15 protein-coding genes and 2 pseudogenes are annotated in these 18,358 nt (G+C 38.0%); 10 read left to right on the forward strand and 7 right to left on the reverse strand.

The window, feature by feature from the left end; all coding sequences use genetic code 11:
* The first annotated feature begins 58 nt into the window (after window positions 1–58).
* Complete coding sequence (gene pnuC, locus RWZ99_RS06775) at window positions 59–853, forward strand: nicotinamide riboside transporter PnuC (protein ID WP_314677266.1); 795 nt, start codon at window positions 59–61, stop codon at window positions 851–853.
* A gap of 150 nt (window positions 854–1,003) precedes the next feature.
* Here pnuC (RWZ99_RS06775) and RWZ99_RS06780 read toward each other — a convergent pair whose 3' ends face one another.
* Together RWZ99_RS06780 and RWZ99_RS06785 are read right to left on the reverse strand one after the other, a co-directional pair.
* The gene (locus RWZ99_RS06780; protein ID WP_314677267.1) at window positions 1,004–3,667 is read right to left on the reverse strand and encodes an FtsX-like permease family protein; all 2,664 of its coding nucleotides are present in this window, start codon (window positions 3,665–3,667) and stop codon (window positions 1,004–1,006) included.
* A 15-nt stretch (window positions 3,668–3,682) separates the two neighbouring features.
* The gene (locus RWZ99_RS06785) at window positions 3,683–4,384 is read right to left on the reverse strand and encodes an ABC transporter ATP-binding protein (protein WP_314677270.1); all 702 of its coding nucleotides are present in this window, start codon (window positions 4,382–4,384) and stop codon (window positions 3,683–3,685) included.
* 244 nt (window positions 4,385–4,628) lie between these two features.
* On the opposite strand from RWZ99_RS06785, the gene RWZ99_RS06790 reads away from it, so the two are divergent.
* Both RWZ99_RS06790 and pnuC (RWZ99_RS06795) read left to right on the forward strand, forming a co-directional pair.
* Window positions 4,629–5,174, forward strand: a complete 546-nt coding sequence (locus RWZ99_RS06790) for a TetR/AcrR family transcriptional regulator (RefSeq protein ID WP_314677272.1) — start codon at window positions 4,629–4,631, stop codon at window positions 5,172–5,174.
* 47 nt (window positions 5,175–5,221) lie between these two features.
* Window positions 5,222–5,518: pseudogene (gene pnuC / locus RWZ99_RS06795) on the forward strand (nicotinamide riboside transporter PnuC); the annotation flags it as partial.
* Window positions 5,519–5,639: 121 nt separating this feature from the next.
* Here pnuC (RWZ99_RS06795) and RWZ99_RS06800 read toward each other — a convergent pair.
* Genes RWZ99_RS06800 through RWZ99_RS06810 form a run of 3 tightly spaced genes read right to left on the reverse strand, consistent with a single transcriptional unit; the run spans window position 5,640 to window position 7,092 of the window.
* Window positions 5,640–5,987: a hypothetical protein gene (locus RWZ99_RS06800; RefSeq protein WP_314677274.1), complete on the reverse strand. Its 348-nt coding sequence runs from the start codon at window positions 5,985–5,987 to the stop codon at window positions 5,640–5,642.
* 60 nt (window positions 5,988–6,047) lie between these two features.
* Window positions 6,048–6,521, reverse strand: coding sequence for an HXXEE domain-containing protein (locus RWZ99_RS06805; RefSeq protein WP_314677276.1), 474 nt, complete (start codon window positions 6,519–6,521; stop codon window positions 6,048–6,050).
* A gap of 31 nt (window positions 6,522–6,552) precedes the next feature.
* Window positions 6,553–7,092: a TetR/AcrR family transcriptional regulator gene (locus tag RWZ99_RS06810; protein ID WP_314677297.1), complete on the reverse strand. Its 540-nt coding sequence runs from the start codon at window positions 7,090–7,092 to the stop codon at window positions 6,553–6,555.
* Window positions 7,093–7,225: 133 nt separating this feature from the next.
* Between RWZ99_RS06810 and RWZ99_RS06815 the strand changes: the two genes are divergently transcribed.
* The 6 genes and pseudogenes from RWZ99_RS06815 (at window position 7,226) to RWZ99_RS06840 (ending at window position 13,611) form a co-directional block, all read left to right on the forward strand.
* Window positions 7,226–8,122 carry a cation diffusion facilitator family transporter gene (locus RWZ99_RS06815; RefSeq protein WP_314677278.1) on the forward strand — a complete coding sequence of 299 codons (897 nt, stop codon included), beginning with the start codon at window positions 7,226–7,228 and terminating at the stop codon, window positions 8,120–8,122.
* A gap of 110 nt (window positions 8,123–8,232) precedes the next feature.
* Window positions 8,233–9,327, forward strand: coding sequence for a ferrochelatase (gene hemH, locus RWZ99_RS06820; protein WP_314677280.1), 1,095 nt, complete (start codon window positions 8,233–8,235; stop codon window positions 9,325–9,327).
* 95 nt (window positions 9,328–9,422) lie between these two features.
* Entirely contained in the window at window positions 9,423–10,460 is a 1,038-nt protein-coding gene (locus RWZ99_RS06825; protein ID WP_314677299.1) for a zinc-binding dehydrogenase, read from the forward strand.
* Between the two features lie 335 nt (window positions 10,461–10,795).
* The gene (locus RWZ99_RS06830) at window positions 10,796–11,551 is read left to right on the forward strand and encodes a hypothetical protein (RefSeq protein ID WP_314677285.1); all 756 of its coding nucleotides are present in this window, start codon (window positions 10,796–10,798) and stop codon (window positions 11,549–11,551) included.
* 166 nt (window positions 11,552–11,717) lie between these two features.
* Complete coding sequence (locus RWZ99_RS06835; RefSeq protein WP_314677287.1) at window positions 11,718–12,479, forward strand: hypothetical protein; 762 nt, start codon at window positions 11,718–11,720, stop codon at window positions 12,477–12,479.
* Window positions 12,480–12,848: 369 nt separating this feature from the next.
* Window positions 12,849–13,611 (forward strand): annotated as a pseudogene (locus RWZ99_RS06840) (nucleoside phosphorylase).
* A gap of 66 nt (window positions 13,612–13,677) precedes the next feature.
* On the opposite strand, the gene RWZ99_RS06845 reads toward RWZ99_RS06840, so the two are convergent.
* Window positions 13,678–14,313 carry an HAD hydrolase-like protein gene (locus tag RWZ99_RS06845; RefSeq protein WP_314677289.1) on the reverse strand — a complete coding sequence of 212 codons (636 nt, stop codon included), beginning with the start codon at window positions 14,311–14,313 and terminating at the stop codon, window positions 13,678–13,680.
* Window positions 14,314–14,385: 72 nt separating this feature from the next.
* Window positions 14,386–17,100 carry a DEAD/DEAH box helicase family protein gene (locus RWZ99_RS06850; RefSeq protein ID WP_314677292.1) on the reverse strand — a complete coding sequence of 905 codons (2,715 nt, stop codon included), beginning with the start codon at window positions 17,098–17,100 and terminating at the stop codon, window positions 14,386–14,388.
* Window positions 17,101–17,318: 218 nt separating this feature from the next.
* On the opposite strand from RWZ99_RS06850, the gene RWZ99_RS06855 reads away from it, so the two are divergent.
* Window positions 17,319–18,287 (forward strand): iron-siderophore ABC transporter substrate-binding protein, encoded by a 969-nt coding sequence (locus RWZ99_RS06855; protein WP_314677294.1) that lies wholly within the window; start codon window positions 17,319–17,321, stop codon window positions 18,285–18,287.
* Window positions 18,288–18,358 lie beyond the last annotated feature (71 nt).

Here is an 18,358-nt window from a genome sequence, read left to right on the forward strand (position 1 = left end):
GAGCGTTGCGTCCGAAAGTCATTCCTGACACGGCTCTTTAAAAACAAAAGGAGAAAAAATGAATACTTATATCCAAAAGAGACTTGCTAAGATGCAGATTACCCTTGACGAAATGTCTGGTGGTTATCGTCGTATGGTTACTGGGATGAAGAAGCTAGGGTTTGAAGGTAGTCTAAAGGCTATCTGGGATGATCTTTTTGCTAATCGTAGTCTTGGAGCCTGGATTTACCTTCTGGTTTTAGGAAGTTTCCCACTGTGGTTGGAGCTCTTTTATGAGGGTCGCATAGTGGACTGGACTGGGATGATTTGTAGCCTAACAGGTATTATCTGTGTGATTTTCGTATCTGAAGGTCGTGCTAGTAACTACCTCTTTGGTTTGATTAATTCCATCATTTATCTGGTGCTTGCCCTCCAAAAAGGCTTCTACGGTGAGGTTTTGACAACTCTTTACTTCACAGCCATGCAACCGATTGGTCTTTTAGTTTGGATTTATCAAGCTCAGTTCAAAAAAGAACAACAAGAGTTTGTTGCCCGTAAGTTGGATACCGTGGGATGGACCAAGTACCTATCAATTAGTGTGCTTTGGTGGTTAGCTTTTGGTCTGATTTACCAGTCAATTGGAGCTAATCGTCCTTATCGTGATTCTATTACTGATGCGACCAACGGTGTCGGTCAGCTCTTGATGACAGCTGTTTATCGTGAACAATGGATTTTCTGGGCTGCTACTAATGTTTTCTCTATCTACCTTTGGTGGGGAGAAAGCCTTCAAATTCAAGGAAAATACTTCATTTATCTAATCAACAGTCTAGTTGGTTGGTACCAATGGAGCAAGGCGGCAAAGAAAGGCTACTAGTAACAATCAATAAAATACAAGAGGTTGGGCACTTTGCTCAACCTCTTTTTGTGACACAAAAAAATCTCAAGTCATAAACTTGAGATTTTTTAACTAAAACGACTAAGTGATTCTAGCATTTCGGTTCTACTTATTGGGATATATTGTTTGTTATTCAACAGATTTCAGAGCTTCGAGCATATTGACTTTCTTAAGATGTTGGTTCACAAAGATCCCCAGACCTGTCAGAATGACAATGACTACAAGTGTTGGAACGGCATAGATGAGCCAGCCAAGACTTGGATTGAACATGATATTTTCAGGAGGGATAACATCTACCATGTATTGATGCAGTCCAAATCCAACCCCGAATCCAACCAAGATACCAATTAGTGAAAGATAAATTGTTTCTCGATAGATGTAGAGCGTCACTTCTTTATTAAAGAAACCTAGAACCTTAATAGTTGATAATTCACGAATACGCTCTGCCACATTGATATTAGTTAGGTTGAAGAGAACTACTAAAGCAAGGAGTATAGAAACACCAATCAATACTGCCATAACACGGTTAAGTGAGTTGACAATGGTCTTGATTTGTGCTTTTTGACTTGTATTCTGAACAACGCCTGTTACACCATCAAGCTTCATAAATTGACTTGCTGTTTTCTCAACATTTTTATCTGAGTGATTCTTCAGTGTAAGAATATTAGCATTCTGGGTAGGTTTTTCTCCGAAAGCATTCTTATAAGTCGTTTCATTCATAAAGATGAAGTGTCCCATGTACATCTCAGAAATACCAGCAACTTTGAGTTTAATGTCCTTGTCCTGACTATTTTGAACGGTTACATAATCACCTACAGAAACACCGGCTAGGTCTGCCAACTTCTCAGAGATAATAATCCCTTTGTCTGTCAAATCTAGTTTTTGACCAGTTTTACGATCATCGAGTTTGATGAAATTTTGAAGAGTGTTTTTATCTTTGTCTTTGATGACAAGTGTTGTGATATCTTGACTATCATTATTACTTCCTACATCTTTTGATAGTGTTTCGTAATGAATAGAAAGATGCTCCTTGACATTGTTTTTGTTTATTAATTGTTGTAAGTTTTCTTTTTCTTGCTCATTAAGATTATCCTTATTGGCTACAATCATATCGTAACGAATGATGTTAGGAAATTGTCGAGTGTTAAGGTCTCCGATAGAAGAACGAATACCAAGTCCAGCAAAAAGAAGAGCGATTGAACCGCAAACACCGAAAATAGTCATGAACATCCGTTGCTTGTAGCGGAAAATATTACGGGCAGTTACTTTTTGTGTAAAGCTCATTCGTTTCCATAGAGGGCTAATGCGCTCAAGAAGAATCTTAGAACCTGATGTTGGAGGTTTTGGAAGAAGAAGTTGAGCTGGCTTTTCACCTAATTCACGCTTAGCCACTATATAGGCAGGAAGAACAGCGGACAAGAGAGCAAGAATAATAGCTAGAATAGTTTTAAAAGGATAGAAGTGTAGCTCAATAGGTGCGATTAGGATACTATTCTTAAAGCCACTGTATATGATGGAAGGAAGAAGAATGTGACCAGCAGCAACACCAATAGTAGTACCAATCATGCTGGTTACAAAGCCATAAATGAGGAATTTACGGATGATGTCCTTATTTTGGTAACCAAGAGCTTTGAATGTTCCAGCCTTAATACGTTCCTCTTCAACGAAGCGTCCCATAGTTACGAAGGTTACCAAGGCAGCAATAAAGTAGAGAATTACAGGAAAGATATTACTTAGATTCCGAAAAGCAGAAGCATTAGTCTCATAGGAAACATAACCTTGTGACCAAGGAGCTTCACTACGGGTGTAGACATCATAGCTTGGTTCGGCAATGCTATCTACTTTTTCTTGAGCTTCCTTTATTTGCTCCTTCTTGTCAGCTATCTCATCTTGAGCTTGTGTCAATTGCTCCTGGACAAGAGGGTTCTTATCTTGACCACTTGCTTTTGATTGTTCCACTTTTTTGTTAAGTTCAGTCTCTGCTGTCTGAAGTTGACTTGTTTGTTGGTTAATCTCAGCCTGAGGACTAGCTTTTAATTCTTCCAAACGTTTAGCTGGTTGATCTTTTACTAATTTTTTAAGTTCATCCTTGTGTTTGGACATTTTGTCAGAGTAATCCTGGGTATAGGGATTAGCAGTACTGACATCTTTGTAAGCTAATCGTGCAATCATGTAAACATCAGAGTCAAAACTTGACTCAGGAACAACCGCATAACCTTTGAGCTCCCCACTCCCAGCAGTAGATGGACCAAGGTCAACACTTGATAAAATTTCAGATGATTGAACAAAGCCAGTGATGGTAAAACTGTGTTGTTTTAAGACATCTTTACCGTTGTCAGCCTTTTTTTCACTAAAGTCAATTTTGTCACCAATCTTATATTTATCTTGATAGACTGAGGAGAGAGCAATCTCACCTTGCTTGTTTGGAAGTTTTCCTTTTACGACCTCATAAGTTGATATATCTTGTGGTTTTGAATATAGTCGAAAGGCATCCGAGGTATTTTTTAGTACCACATCTTTAAAGTAACCGTACTCAATGTTCGCTTCTGATGAGACTTGATTTATAAGGTCTTGATCCGATTGGTTGAGACCATAGCTACCTGTAAGCGTGAGGTCAGCTGCTTGGTGTTTGGTGAAATAGTTTGTTGCAGTGTGTTGCATATCAGGTGTCGTCACCTTTAGCCCCACAAGTGCGAAAGACCCTAAGGCCATGAGTGAAGCAATCGAAATCACGCGTCCTTTAGAACTGGAGAAGGACTTTCTGACGTCTTTCCAATAAGTTTTACGATTCATGATGAGAAATCCTTTCTAGTACTCGAGAGTATCGATATCTTGAGGATTTGAATTGAGTTCGATACTTTGAACACGAGCATCATGCATACGAATGACACGATCTGCGATTGGTGCAAGGGCGCCGTTGTGAGTGACAATAATCACTGTAGCACCTTCCTTACGAGTCTTGTCTTGGAGAATCTTTAAGACCTGTTTTCCGGTATTGTAATCTAAGGCACCTGTCGGTTCATCACAGAGGAGAATCTTAGGATTTTTTGCTACGGCGCGAGCGATAGCTACCCGTTGTTGCTCGCCACCAGACAACTGTGCAGGAAAGTTATTGATGCGCTTACCAAGACCAACGTCAAATAGGGTTTGTTCAGCATCTTTAGCATCTGATACGATTTCAGAGGCCAATTCTACATTTTCTTTGGCTGTTAAGTTTGATACTAAGTTATAGAATTGAAAAACAAAACCAACCTCGTCTCTGCGATAAGCTGTTAATTGTTTAGCGTTATAATTGGAGATGTCTTTACCATCGATGATTACTTTTCCTTCGTCATTGGTATCCATGCCTCCAAGAATGTTAAGGACGGTTGACTTACCAGCGCCAGAGGACCCTAGTATGATGACCAACTCTCCTTTTTCAATTTCAAAGGAAATATCATTATTTGCGATGATCTCTACATCACCAGTTTTATAGCGTTTGTAACTGTGTTTCATTTCAATATATGCCATTGTGCATTGTCTCCTTTAAAGGTTAATAAACGTTAAAACAACAAACTGTTGAATTAATACGCTGGTTATTATAAATCATTTCAAAAGAAAACACTACAACAAAAATAGACAATGTGTTGAAATAAGATTTAAGGTGTCTTAAGTCGTCAAAAAGTTAAAAAATGTAGTAATAAGCAATAGCTCTTGACAATGTTTCTATTGAGAATATAATAGAAACAACAACGTGTCTATTTAAGGAGAGCCTATGCAACAACGAAAAACAACTACTAAAGATGATATAAGACAAGCTTTTATTCTTCTTTTGTCTAAAAACAATCTTAATGATATTTCTGTTAGTCAATTGACAAAAAAAGCAGGTATTAATCGTTCGACTTTTTACCTGCATTATATAGATAAGGAAGACTTTCTCCGACAACTAAAAGAAGAAACCATGCAAGATATTGTTGAAATTCTTGAAAGAAAGAAAGGCAATCCTCAAAAGGCGTTGGAAGAGGTTCTGACTTACTTTGCAGAAGATATTTCCCTTTTTTCACAAATTGCTCAAAAGCATGATTTTAGTTTCGCAGATAATGTACGTTCCTTTATTAATGGAGTTATAGAGGATACTCCGGCTTCAGTTCCTATCATCGTTGAAACGTTTAATATGCCTGAAAAATATGCTGTAAATATGTTTGTTTCAGGACTTATTGGAGTGATAACTGAGTGGATTATAAAAGGAGCTCAAGAAAGTCCTCAAGAGCTAACTAGAATAATAATGAACTCACCGAGTATGGCGTGGTTTAGTGAATAAGGATTGAATCAACATATAGTATTTATCACATGATTAAACATTCTTTTGCTCTCTCAGATTTAATCTGTGTGATTTTCCTAGCTGAAGGTCGTGCTATTAACTTCCTCTTTGGTTTGATTAATTCCATCATTTATCTAGTGCTTGCCCTCCAAAAAGGCTTCTACGGTGAGGTTTTGATGATAGCTATTTATCGTGAAGAATGGATTTTCTGGACTGCTACTAATATTTTCTCTATCTACCTTTGGTGGGGAGAAAGCCTTCAAATTCAAGGGAAATACTTTATTTACTTGATTAATAGTCTTCTTGGTTGGTACCAATGGAGCAAGGCGGCAAAGAAAGCTTAGTACTTATGTTTATCAATTAATAAGAGGATCCAGTAGAGTTCTCTTATTATGTTTTTTTCTCTAAGTAGAAGCTATTGACAATGATTATCATATATGAAATAAAGATAATAGCGGTTATTTTCTAAATAATAAAAAAGGTTAGACTAATAAATAACAAAAAAGTAATAATCAAGTAAATGAGAAAACAAATTTGCTTGTGTGAATCGTTGAAATTCTCATTATTTGTAGCATTCATGACAGCGCCATAGGAAATCATAGAGCTACCGAATAGCCAGAGATAAATTGCTAAGCGCCATTCAGAAAGGATGAGAAGTGCTAAGATACCAACTATGGCACCAACCAGAATAAATCCAGTTCCTAAGCTTTTTTTACCATTTAAAATAGCTGATAAGGCTGCAACAAGATGAATAAGGACAAAAGCAAGTGCTAAGAAGACAGTAATAATGTTAAAAATGTAATAAAGTAGCATATTTGTTTTCTTTCTAGGATAATTAAAGTAAATATAATGTGATAGTGTTAAGACCGTTACTTACCTTAGTTTAAGATTTTTCTTATGAAGAACCATAAATAAAAACACAATATTGACAAAGACAAGAATTAAAGTGATAAAAGAGTAGTAATAAAGATTGATGGGTACCTTATTTTTGAGATAGAATAGAGAAAATAAACTCGTAAAAATGCCAGTTAACAACCCAGGGACATATTTTCGAAAGACAATTGACTGAATAAGATGTCCGAACACATGATAGATATAAGCGATTATGATGGTTGTGTAAATGGTATAGTTGTTAAATTGGTAACTAAGATAAAGTGTTATCAGAAGAAGTAGAAGTTGCTCCATGACAATGGCATTGAAAGCAAAAGGAGTGTAAAAAGTGAAGATTTGATTATGTGGAATTTGTAATGATATTTTTTTGACAAAAGATGGCATCCATATGATTTCTTCCAGTTCATGAAGCATGAACAAACTCGGAAAAAGGAAATAAAATTGTAGGGTAGACATTAAAGCTGGTCCTTTCTTGATAACCTATGGTTCATTTAGAGTTGGCGTGTAGTATCTCCAAATAGAACTGGACCACCTCTTGTCCGGTGTAGGACCTTCCATTTTTTAACCACCAACTGAGAGTTTCAATGAAGTGACTGACGACCAGATGCTTAAGATAAGAGTGGGGAATGTTAGGGTGAGCTTGAATCAGTTCGTCGGCTACCATTGGATAGACATCGTGTTCGAGCTCTTTTCGCAGTTGTCGGATAAAATAATCATTTTTAGAGAGCAAAAGACTTGTCACATGGTCTTGATTTTTCTTGAAATGTTGAAAGATATGAGCTAAGTAGTCTTGTGGCGAGAGGTGTTCAGCACTTTCAAACAGGTGGTGAAAGAGTTTTTGACAGAGTTCATCTAGCAATAATTCCTTACTCTCGTAATGACTATAGAAGGTCGATCGCCCTACATCAGCGAGGTCAATGATTTCTTGAACCGTGATGGTTTCATAGTCTTTTTGGTTCAGTAATTGTAAAAAAGCATTATAAATAGCTTTCCGAGTTTTGGTGATACGGCGATCCTGAGCTGACATTTGGACACTTTGAACAAACTGTTCAGTAATGTACATTGCGAACGGTTTGCTTCTATCCTTTCTGTTGATAGTATTGGATAATAGATAACGAACAAGGTGTTCATGAATCTATTATATCAAAGGATTAACTAATATGAAGACGAAACATGTAGTCTGGCTGGTTTTTTTCTTAAATTTGAGTTATGCCATTGTCGAGTTTATCGCTGGAGGAGTATTTGGTTCTAGTGCTGTTCTTGCTGACTCCGTCCATGACTTAGGAGATGCTATCGCAATTGGGGTATCAGCCATTCTAGAAACAATTTCCAATCGTGAAGAGGATAGTCATTACACCTTGGGCTACAAACGATTTAGCCTTCTAGGAGCTTTGATAACGGCTGTGATTCTGATGACAGGATCTGTTTTTGTCATTTTGGAAAATATAACGAAACTATTTCATCCACAACCTGTCAATGACGAGGGTATCCTCTGGCTAGGAATCATTGCGGTTACTATCAATGTGCTAGCAAGTTTATTGGTTCGTAAAGGAAAAACAAAGAACGAGTCTATTCTTAGCTTGCATTTTCTGGAAGATACCCTTGGTTGGATAGCAGTCATCCTGATGGCCATTATTCTACGATTTACGGATTGGTATATCTTAGACCCTCTCTTGTCGCTTGTCATTTCCTTCTTTATCTTGTCAAAAGCCATTCCACGTTTTTGGTCTACGCTCAAGATTTTCTTGGATGCTGTGCCAGAAGGAATAGATATTGAGCAAGTTAAGAGTGATTTGGAGCAATTGGACCATGTGTCCAGTGTGAATCAGCTGAATCTCTGGACTATGGATGGTTTGGAAAAAAATGCCATTGTTCATGTTTGCCTTGAGCATGTCAAACATATGGAAGTTTGCAAAGAATCTATCCGAGACTTGCTCAAAGATTGTGGCTTTCAAAACGTCACTATTGAGGTGGATGAAGACTTAGCAACCCACCGAGCCCATAAGCGCAATATCGAAGAGCTGGAAGCAGAAAGTGAGCAAGAGCACCATCATTAAGGTTTGTTTTTAAACTCTTAGAGGCTCCTCTAGGAGTTTTTTTGACACTAAACTCTCTAAAGTATGCCTTTTCATGCTAAAATAGAACAAACGTGGAACAAGGAGTAATTATGAGTAAAAGAGCTGTGTTGATGATGACTTTTGGGTCGCCTGAAGAGATTACCTATGAAGGAGTAGCGGAGTTTTTCACGAATATCCGGCGTGGTGTTCGTCCTGAACCACATGAAATTCAGACTTTATATGACAATTACGTACGAATTGGCGGAACTCCACTCCAAAGGATAACTAGGAAAGAAGTGGATTTGGTTGCTTCTGCTCTTGGAGAACACGCATCAGTATACTTTGCTAATAAATTTTCCCGCCCTTTTATCACTGATGTAATCAAAGAGATGGAGAATGACGGAATTGAAGAATGTTTGTGCTTGATTTTAGAGCCCCATTATTCTTACTATTCTGTCATGGGATATGAGAAATTTTTAGAAAGTGAGCAGATTAGGTTCCAAATTATCAAGGATTGGTACCAAGAACCTTCACTTCTCCATTTTTGGGCTGATGAGATTCGAAATATTTTAGATCAAATTAGAGATGACAGCTATAAGGTGATTTTTTCAGCTCATAGTGTCCCAGTTTTGGCACTTGATTTTGGCGATCCTTATATCGATCAGATTTATGACAATACTCGCTTGATTGTGGAAATTTTAGGCCTTGAAGAAGACCAGTATACCAATACATGGCAGAGTGAAAGTGATATTGGTATTCCTTGGATTAAGCCTGATGTCTTAGAATACCTTCGTGATGAAAAGGAACACCCTGACCACTATATTTTTGTCCCGATAGCTTTTATTAGTGAGCATATTGAGGTTCTTTTTGATAATGATGTGGAGTGTAAGGAGCTTTGTCATGAGCTTGGTGTGGCCTATCATCGTCCTCCTATGCCAAATAGTGATTTTCGATTGATTAAAGCCCTTCTTTCAGCCATTCAGTCTCATATAGACGGTGACTATCGTTACTATCAACCTCAACTAGAGACTTTTGATGAGTTGGAAGCCCCTTCAAACACAGGAAAGATTTTAGAAGAGGAAGAAGATATTCAGATGCCTGATTTCGTCAAAAAATTGATTGCTAAAAAAGGTCGAGAGAATGTCAAGATGCCATATCTAGTTAAGAAAATGCTTGAAAAGAAGTATGGAAAAAAATATGATTAAGTAACTAAATATGATCGTAATTGGGAGTGTTTGATATGAGCGATTTCTTGTTAAAAAGTGTATACTATCAGAAACGAAAGAATAAAGGTTATGATATGAAATCAGCAGTTTACACAAAAGCAGGTCAGGTTGGTCTAGCAGACATTGAGCGACCAAAAATCGAAGCAGCGGACGATGTTATTATACGTATTGTTCGTACCTGCGTCTGTGGCTCTGATCTATGGAGCTACCGAAATCCAGACATCGAAGAGGGACATAGAAATAGTGGGCATGAGGCTATCGGAATTGTCGAAGAAATTGGCGAAGCAATAACGACTGTTAAACCAGGTGACTTTGTTATCGCGCCTTTCACACATGGGTGTGGTCAGTGTGATGCCTGTCGTGCTGGCTATGATGGGACTTGTGATCGACATATTGGTAACAACTGGTCTGGTGGTGTACAAGCTGAGTATATCCGTTTCCACTTTGCTAACTGGGCTCTGGTCAAAATTCCTGGACAACCCTCTGACTATACTGAGGCCATGCTCAAATCCTTCCTGACGCTAGCAGATGTCATGCCGACAGGTTATCATGCGGCGCGTGTTGCAAATGTGCAAAAGGGTGATAAGGTCGTCGTTATCGGAGATGGTGCTGTTGGTCAATGTGCCGTGATTGCTGCTAAGATGCGTGGTGCTTCCCAAATTGTCCTTATGAGCCGTCACGAAGACCGTCAACAAATGGCTTTGGAATTTGGTGCGACAGCAGTCGTAGCGGAGCGTGGTGAAGAAGGAATTGCCAAGGTTCGTGAAATCCTTGGAGGAGGGGCAGATGCAGCTCTTGAATGTGTAGGAACCGCAGCCGCTGTCGATCAAGCACTTGGGGTGCTTCACAATGGGGGGCGCTTAGGTTTTGTCGGTGTCCCTCACTACAATAACCGTGCCCTTGGTTCAACCTTTGCTCAAAACATTTCCGTGGCAGGTGGAGCAGCCTCGGTCACTACTTATGATAAGCAGTTCTTGCTCAAGGCAGTGCTTGACGGTGATATCAATCCAGGACGTGTCTTTACCCATAGCTATAGCTTGGACGAGATTGATCAAGCATACAAAGACATGGATGAACGTAAGACTATTAAGTCTTTGATTGTCATTGACTAACGACAAAATTCTAGTAGAAATTCTACTAGAATTTTTTAATACAATTCCTATTATGGTCTGGAGAATCCCTTAGTTTGGTTCATATAAAAACGGATAAAATGAACTGTCATTGCTAAGGAAATCAAGGTTGCGATTGTGATGATGGTAGGATGAGCTGAGAAATGGTAGGAAAGAACAAGTCCGATTTCATGTGACTTTCCTTTCAAAGAATGGTAAAATAAAGACAAAGATATGTAAACGTTTACATGTTTACCAACTAAGTAGTGCTTTCAAAATAGATTTTTAAGAGATTCCTATATTTCTGTCCTTAGTTTTATGATATTGGAGGTAGTACTATGAAAAAGAAAAACTATCGCTTTCTACTTTTGATTCCCTTGCTATTATCAGTTTTGGTTTTGACGGGTTGCAAGGTGATGATGCCTAGTGATTACAAAAAAATTAAGGAAATCATTATCGAAGATTGTAACGAAGTAGGTCTTCATGGTAAAGTTACCATCACTAACTTATATTGGACTCCACTAGAAAGTCCAACTTACTACGTGTCCTATATCTATTCTGAGGAAACGTACGATGGCCAAACAATAAAATTAGAAAATAATGATTTGGCTATTCCTGAACACAGGTCATCTAATTCTCATCGCAGTACTCAATTTTTATACTATAAGGAATCGTTTTTGAACCAGAAATCTGTCCAAAAAGTTGAGAAGAAAATTGAAAAACAATTGAAGAAGCAAAAACTCGGTCTTCCTATTAACTTTTTTAGTTTTCTATCTAACTTCAGTCATGATGAAAAGGAGAAAAATTTGGACGCTATAGCTTCTAACAATCTCAAGGAAGGTAAGAAGGACTTTGCAGGCTACTATCAAATCCCTTACCAAACCTTGATTGATCAAGAATTGGTTTATATGACTATTTTTATTGATAATAATGCATCAGTCAAAGAACAAGATATGAAAGATGCTGCTAAAAAGTTAGATGCTAGTGATCTTCCGAATGGTGAATATAATTTCTTTTATTCCAATACCAAGGATGAGAATCATCATTCAATCAGTTATTCTTTTAAAGTCAAAGATGGGAGGTTGAAAAAATAACTAGGTTGAGGAATTAGAAGTTACTCTGATATTCTTTGAAGAGAGAAGTGAAAAACTAATCATTTTCAATATTTAGTGACATTAAAATATATATATATATTCAAAAATAGATTTTAAGTGATGTCTATATTTTTGGTCTTATTTTTATAAAAGTGGAGGTAGAGCAATGAAAAAGAAAATCAATCGCATCTTACTCTTGATTCCCTTGCTTCTATCAGTTTTGTTTTTGACGGGTTGCAAGGTGATGATGTTTAGTGATTACAAAAAAGTAAAGGAATACATCATAGAAGATTGTAACAGGGTAGGTCTTCATGGTAAAGTTACCATCACTAACTTAAAATGGACAGCATTAGAAAGTCCAACTTATCATGTATCTTATATCTACTCTGAGAAAACACACGATGGCCAAACAATAAAATTAGAAGAGGTGCATACGGCTATTCGTGAAAACGGGCCACTTGCTTCTAATGGCAGTACTGATCTTTTAGAATATAAGGAAGTATTTGTGAAGCAGAAATCTCTCAAAAAAGTCGGGGAAAAAATTAAAAATCAGTTAAACAAACAGTCACTCGGTTTTTCTATCAGTTCATTAAGTTTTGAAGCTACACATTTCAAATTTACTGAAAAAGAGAAAATACTGGATTCTGTTGCCTCCGAAAACGTTAAGGAAGGTAAGATAGACTTTGCAGGTTACTACCAAATTCCTTACCAAACCATGGTTGATGAAGAGTTGGTTGACACGACCATTAATATCGATGATACTGAATCTGTCGAGTTACAAGACATCAAAAATGCTACTGAAAAGTTAGATGCTAGTGAACTTCCGAATGGTAAATATAAGTTCGATTATTCCACTTCTAAGGATGGGTACTATTATGAAACCAGTTATTCTTTTACAGTTAAAGATGGTAAAGTCTCTATTGTTTAAGATGAGAGTCTGGTAACAAAAGATATAGCTAGAAGATATGGATAGAAATAAAGGACGGGTTAAGGGCATTACATGTTTTCCATTTATTAAAGATGATTTTCAAAGGCTTTGTTTTTTCAAAGCCTTTTTTATTACTTATTTAAGAATTTCTCGCTTATTTAATCAAACTTTTTAAAATTTAAGTGGTATTGAGGATTTTTCCTTTGTTTCTTGGTGAAGGTACGTTCTTGCTTGTTGGTCAGTGACTTGGAGTGAATATCACCTTTTTCATTTTGAACTGACTCATAAGCGAAATAGCCTTTTTTCTATCTCTTCTTGACACAGTCTCTATGGATTTGTATAATTTTAAAAAAACATTGGAGGCATCAAATGATCCACAAACATGAAATCCCTATTTTAGAGTTTGATGACAACCCACAGGCAGTCATTATGCCGACTCATGAGGGGATCAATGTGCACTTGCCTGAAAAATGCGTTTATGCTTTCTTAGAGGATGAGATTGATCGCTTTGCGAAAGTAGTCGGAGCCAAACAAGTAGCTACCTTTGTCTCAGCTACTAAGCCCTATCCGGTTTATGTCATGGACCGCCAAGGAGAGGAAATCTGCTTGGCGCAAGCGCCAGTTGGATCTGCAGCGGCTGCTCAATTCATGGATTGGTTGATTGGCTATGGGGTGAAGAAGCTCATTTCCGCAGGAAGTTGTGGTGTCTTGGTAGACATGGAAGAAAATGCCTTCTTAATCCCGACCAAGGCCTTGCGAGATGAGGGAGCTAGTTACCATTATGTGGCACCTTCTCGGTATATAGAAGTGGATAGTCGAGCGCTGACTGCCATTGAAACGGTTCTAAAACAAGCGTCCATTCACTATCAAGAAGTGATGACTTGGACGACTGACGGCTTTTATAGAGAAACGCCTGACAAGGTGGCCTATCGCATTGAAGAAGGATGTAGTGTTGTGGAGATAGTGCGCCTCACTTGCAGCAGTAGCCCAGCTTCGAGGTGTGGTTTGGGGCTTGCTCCTATTTACCGCAGATTCTCTTGCAGACCTGGAAAATTATGACCAGCGTGACTGGGGATCTGAAGCATTTGATAAAGCCTTGGAGCTCTGCTTGGACATAGTTGTTCAAATGTAATTTTGATTTGATAGAAAAAAGAGCATGATTCTATAGTCATGCTCTGCTCTTTTCATATATCAATTATTATTTCAAAATATCCCAGAGTTCTTGGGCAGTATCAGCTACAAAATCAGGATTTTCTGCTAAAAGAGTTTCGTTTGTCCCGAATCCCCAGGTAACAGCCAAGGTCTTGATACCAACTGCATTTCCGCCAATCATGTCATACTTGGTGTCGCCAACAATGACAGAACTGTCCTTATTCGCATTATTTTCAGTAATAGCACGCTGCAAGACGTCAGACTTGTGGAAAGCAGTAGGTGTCGCCCCATAGATGCCGTCAAAAAACTCAGTGATGCCAAGGTACTCGCACATTTTCAGAGCGGTAGGCTCATTTTTGGAAGTCGTGATATAGATTTTCTTATTTGGTTCTTGACTCAGCTTTTCGAGGACTTCTTTTATACCGTCGTAGAGGTGGGCTTCAAATTGTCCTTTGGTCTCATAATAGTCACGATAAATTTTGACGGCTTGTGTGGCACCCTCTTCGCTAATTTCTTCTTTAAAAGTAACTTCGAGAGGAGGCCCCATAAAGCTTTGAATTTTTTGGTCGCTAGGAACAGGTAGGCCTAGTCTTTCAAAGGTTTGAACAAAGCCATTGTGGATACCCTCAGAACTATCAATAAGGGTCCCATCAAGGTCGAAGAAAATGTATGTAAATATCATATGATTCTCCAATACAATCTTGTTTGTTTATTATATCATGATAGGATGTAATAGTAAGTTTTGAGCCAATCGTCATTCCAAGCTGGACATGACTTTTTTACGTGTAATCGTACGATCTTGTTTATTTCCAAGTGCCTTGATACGAGCTTCAAGAAGAATAGGACGTCCTTGTGCACTTCGAGTATAAATCAGATCATACTTACCAAGGCTCTTTTGAATACGTTCAAGGAAGGCAGTTGCATCATCCTTTCGTCTTTCAAACATACTTGGCACAGCAAAATATTCCGTCTGATCGACCACTTTGCGACTAGCTTTTAAGATATAACGTTGATTTTCAATAGGGGCGAAAAATTCAGTAATAGCTTGAGCAAAGATTTCTTTCTCTCTCATGCTTGCACCCTTGAGATAAATGGCATTATATAAGGATCGTTTACTATCTCTGACAACTCTAGGGGCAGACTCTTTAGTTTCAATCTGACCTGCATCGAGCAGGGCTTGATGAATAGCTTTTCCAAATATTTCCAAACGTTTGTAGGGGCTTTTATAGATGGCATATCTTCCCCAAACGATAGCTAGTGCAATAATGGCAAGAATAAGGATTGTAAGGTTAAAGTGCGATAGTGTCCCACCAATCAGATATTTGCCAGCGTCAAAGATCGTATAGCTGACGACAAATGCTTGAAAGAGTAGGAGAGCTTTCTTCCAATCGTTAAGGTAAGCCATGGGTAAAAAGTGTTTGTCGATGTCAACCCCATTAGCAACTTCCATTTCTTCGTAAAGCGGGAGAGCCTTTTGCCAACGGTCTTTTAGTTCCTGTCTATTCTGAGATTGCCATACGGTGTTTTGATTGAATTTGTCTAAGCTTTTCCGGTTGAATTTGATATTATTAAGCTCCAGTCGTTCCATACCAGATTCGATTGTAGGCTCCTGATAGTGGAGACCAAGAAATTGTGTCATCCTTCGATCCAGTAAGTCTAAATCGGGACTAAGTGCATACAATTGAAGCTCGTTAATTTCAGCGTCCTTTTCCTCAAGAGTTTGACTTTGGTACCATTTCCGTGGTGACAAATTGATAGATACCAAGTGCCAAATGTTACTGGTCTTATTAGGGTTGTTGGGCCATACACGGATGGCACGACCTCGCATCTGATTACTTAGCATGAAGCTTCCAACAAAGCTAGCTAAAATTAGAGAGTTAACACAAGGGGCATCCCATCCTTCTCCTAAAAGAGACTTAGTTCCAATAATGACTTGAATATGGCCATCTTGGAAAAGCTTAGTAAGAGCTGTAACCAAATCATGGCGGGAACCAGAAATACTTACTTTGAGATAATCGTCTTGACTCAACTGTCCAATATTTTCATAGACTATACGAGAATTAGGGATAAGTTGCTCTAAATGTTCTTTAGCTGAACTTGGAATAATCACTAAACTTCCTGTCAGTACAGCCATCGGCACAGTCCAAGACTCTTTAACCATTTCTCTACGAATAGATTCAAAGTAAGAAAGAACACCAAGTTGTGTAAACTGCGCTTTGTCATCTCCTAGATGAACTTGAAATTCTTTACGGATAAAGTCGGTCAGCACTAGTTGTCTGAGACTGTTCCCTAAGGCTTGATATTCCGCCTTAAAAATATCTCTAACGGCATTGAGTTTGCCCAGTGATTGATTGAGCAGAACATCTTGCTTTTTATTACGGGTAAGCTTAACTTGGTTTCTCTCGATAAGGCCATTAGCCTTCAAATCTCTCTTCAACTGAATAAAAACTTCTTCAGTAAAATTGAACCAATGTGGCACTTGAAAAATGACACCATTGAGCAAGGTTTCATACCAATCAAGTGTAAAAGCAGGCAAGGTCTTTGCGCAAAGAAGATCCTGAAAACGTTGAGGGAAAGGCAGACCCTTGGAACGTAGGAAAATCAAAATTGCGGAGAAGTATTTAGGATTGCTCAATAAGTCATCATCACTGATTTGGCCTCTTAATATAGGGCTAGACTGAATAATTTGTGAGAAGCTCTTGTCGGCTAAAAGTTTATTCAAAAAGTCATGTTTTTGTTTTTCAAACTGATCTAATTGTTCTCGCTCTTCCTTGGTTGGAAAGGCAAAGTAAACGTAGTCCTGATGAGGACATAGCGTTCCCTCCTTAACCAGTTCAGGGACTGTAATTTCTTCATCAATCTCACCGCACATGTTGATGTAACGCTCCCAAAGTGCTGGTTCCCCTCCGTAGGGTGGTGTTGCCGTCAGCGAAATCATATTAAGATTTGGAAAGGACTTACGAAAAGTCTCTAAACTTTTCCACCACTCATTCCGCAAGTGGTGACACTCATCCAAACAGAGAGTTCCTAGCTTAAGATCCTTAAAGGTTTGTCGCACATCAAAACCTTGAAAATCAAAGTGTTCTTGTTCAGTATTATCATCAGTATCTTCAAGGAGACTCTCACCCACGACTTGATTCATGGCGCTATGTAAAGCTTGGTAGGTTGCTACTGTGATGACTTTGGGCTTTTTTAAATCTTGTGAAATGAGTTGATTCGCTTGATCAATATCCTTTAAAAAGGCTTGTTTTATTCTATCAACCCATTGCTGTCTAATGGTAACTGTTGGAACTAGAATTAAAGTGGGATTACCAAAACGTCTTATAAATTCAATTCCCAAGGTCGTTTTCCCAGAACCAGGAGCAGCAACTAAGTGAATCTTACCATCAGCCATAAAACTTTCTGATTTATCTAGAACACGCTGTTGATACTGTCGCCATTGTCCCTTAAACGAAAGATGATTTAACATAATTTCCCTCCACTGATACTTATCATTATAACATAGATTAATTTTCCAAAATGTCACTCTAGCTATGGAACATTCAAAACTATCCATTATTAAAATCAGTAACCTAACAGAATCAACTATTCTATGTATAAACTAACAAGTAGCGATTGACATTAAAGAAGTTTTAAGATAACTTTAGATGTGAACGAATAATTCTGGTCTTTATTTGAGGAGTTTCCATGAAAAAAACTAATCTTCTTTATTTATTAGCTATTCTGGCTATTTTTTCTGGCCTTTTACTGTATTATTTGCCAGACATGATGACTGGACAAAATGCAAAGTCAAATAATACAAGTCAGACTTTCAAGGAAAAGACGATTGTGCATGATTTTGGTACAACGGAGTTGAAAAAAGCTCCCAAACGTATCGTTATCCTTGATAATCTCTATGGTGAAATCTTAGAATCATTGGATATCGCTCCTATAGGGGCGACAACCGGTCAAGCTGATAGTCAAGACTTTTCAACCCTCTTTAAGAAACAATACAAAGATAAAAAAGTGATTTCAGTTGGTTGGCAGGGAAATCCAGATTTAGAAAAGATTGCGGAGTTAAAACCTGATTTAATCCTTATGACAGGAGAGCAAGAAGACCTTTATGAGGATTTGTCTGAAATTGCACCAACTGTTGGCTATTCTATCAACACAAATGAAAATTGGGACTATCACGAAACGTCTCTCAAGGTTGCAGAAATCTTTGACAAGCGTGATGAAATGAAAAAAGATCTCGATAGAGTTGATGCTAAGGAGGCTGTTTTTGCGGAAAATGTCCAAGCTAAATTTGGCGACCAAAAACTTATGTATTTGAGTGTAACTGACAATGAAATCCGTTACTATGCTTACGGGCATTTTGGTTACCTGTATGATACTTATAAGTTCAATCGTGCTGAAACCTTTAATCCAGATGATATGTACAAAGTAATTGATCTAGATAAACTAAAAGATATTAACCCTGATCTCTTGATTGTTCAAGCTGATTCTCAGGAGCTCCTAGATAATAAACTTAAAAACTCACCTGTCTGGAGTAACCTTAAAGCTGTTCAAAATAATAAGGTTATCTATGCAGATTATTCAACTTATATGCTTGGATTTGGCATTGTCTCACAAGAAGCAATTATGAAACAAATAGCTGATGAATGGGGATTGAATTAAACTAAAAACGACCGTCATGATATGATACCTCTTAAGTAGACACGGTAAATACCTAAAATCTACTTAAGAGG

Source organism: uncultured Streptococcus sp., assembly GCF_963545685.1.
GTDB lineage: Bacteria > Bacillota > Bacilli > Lactobacillales > Streptococcaceae > Streptococcus.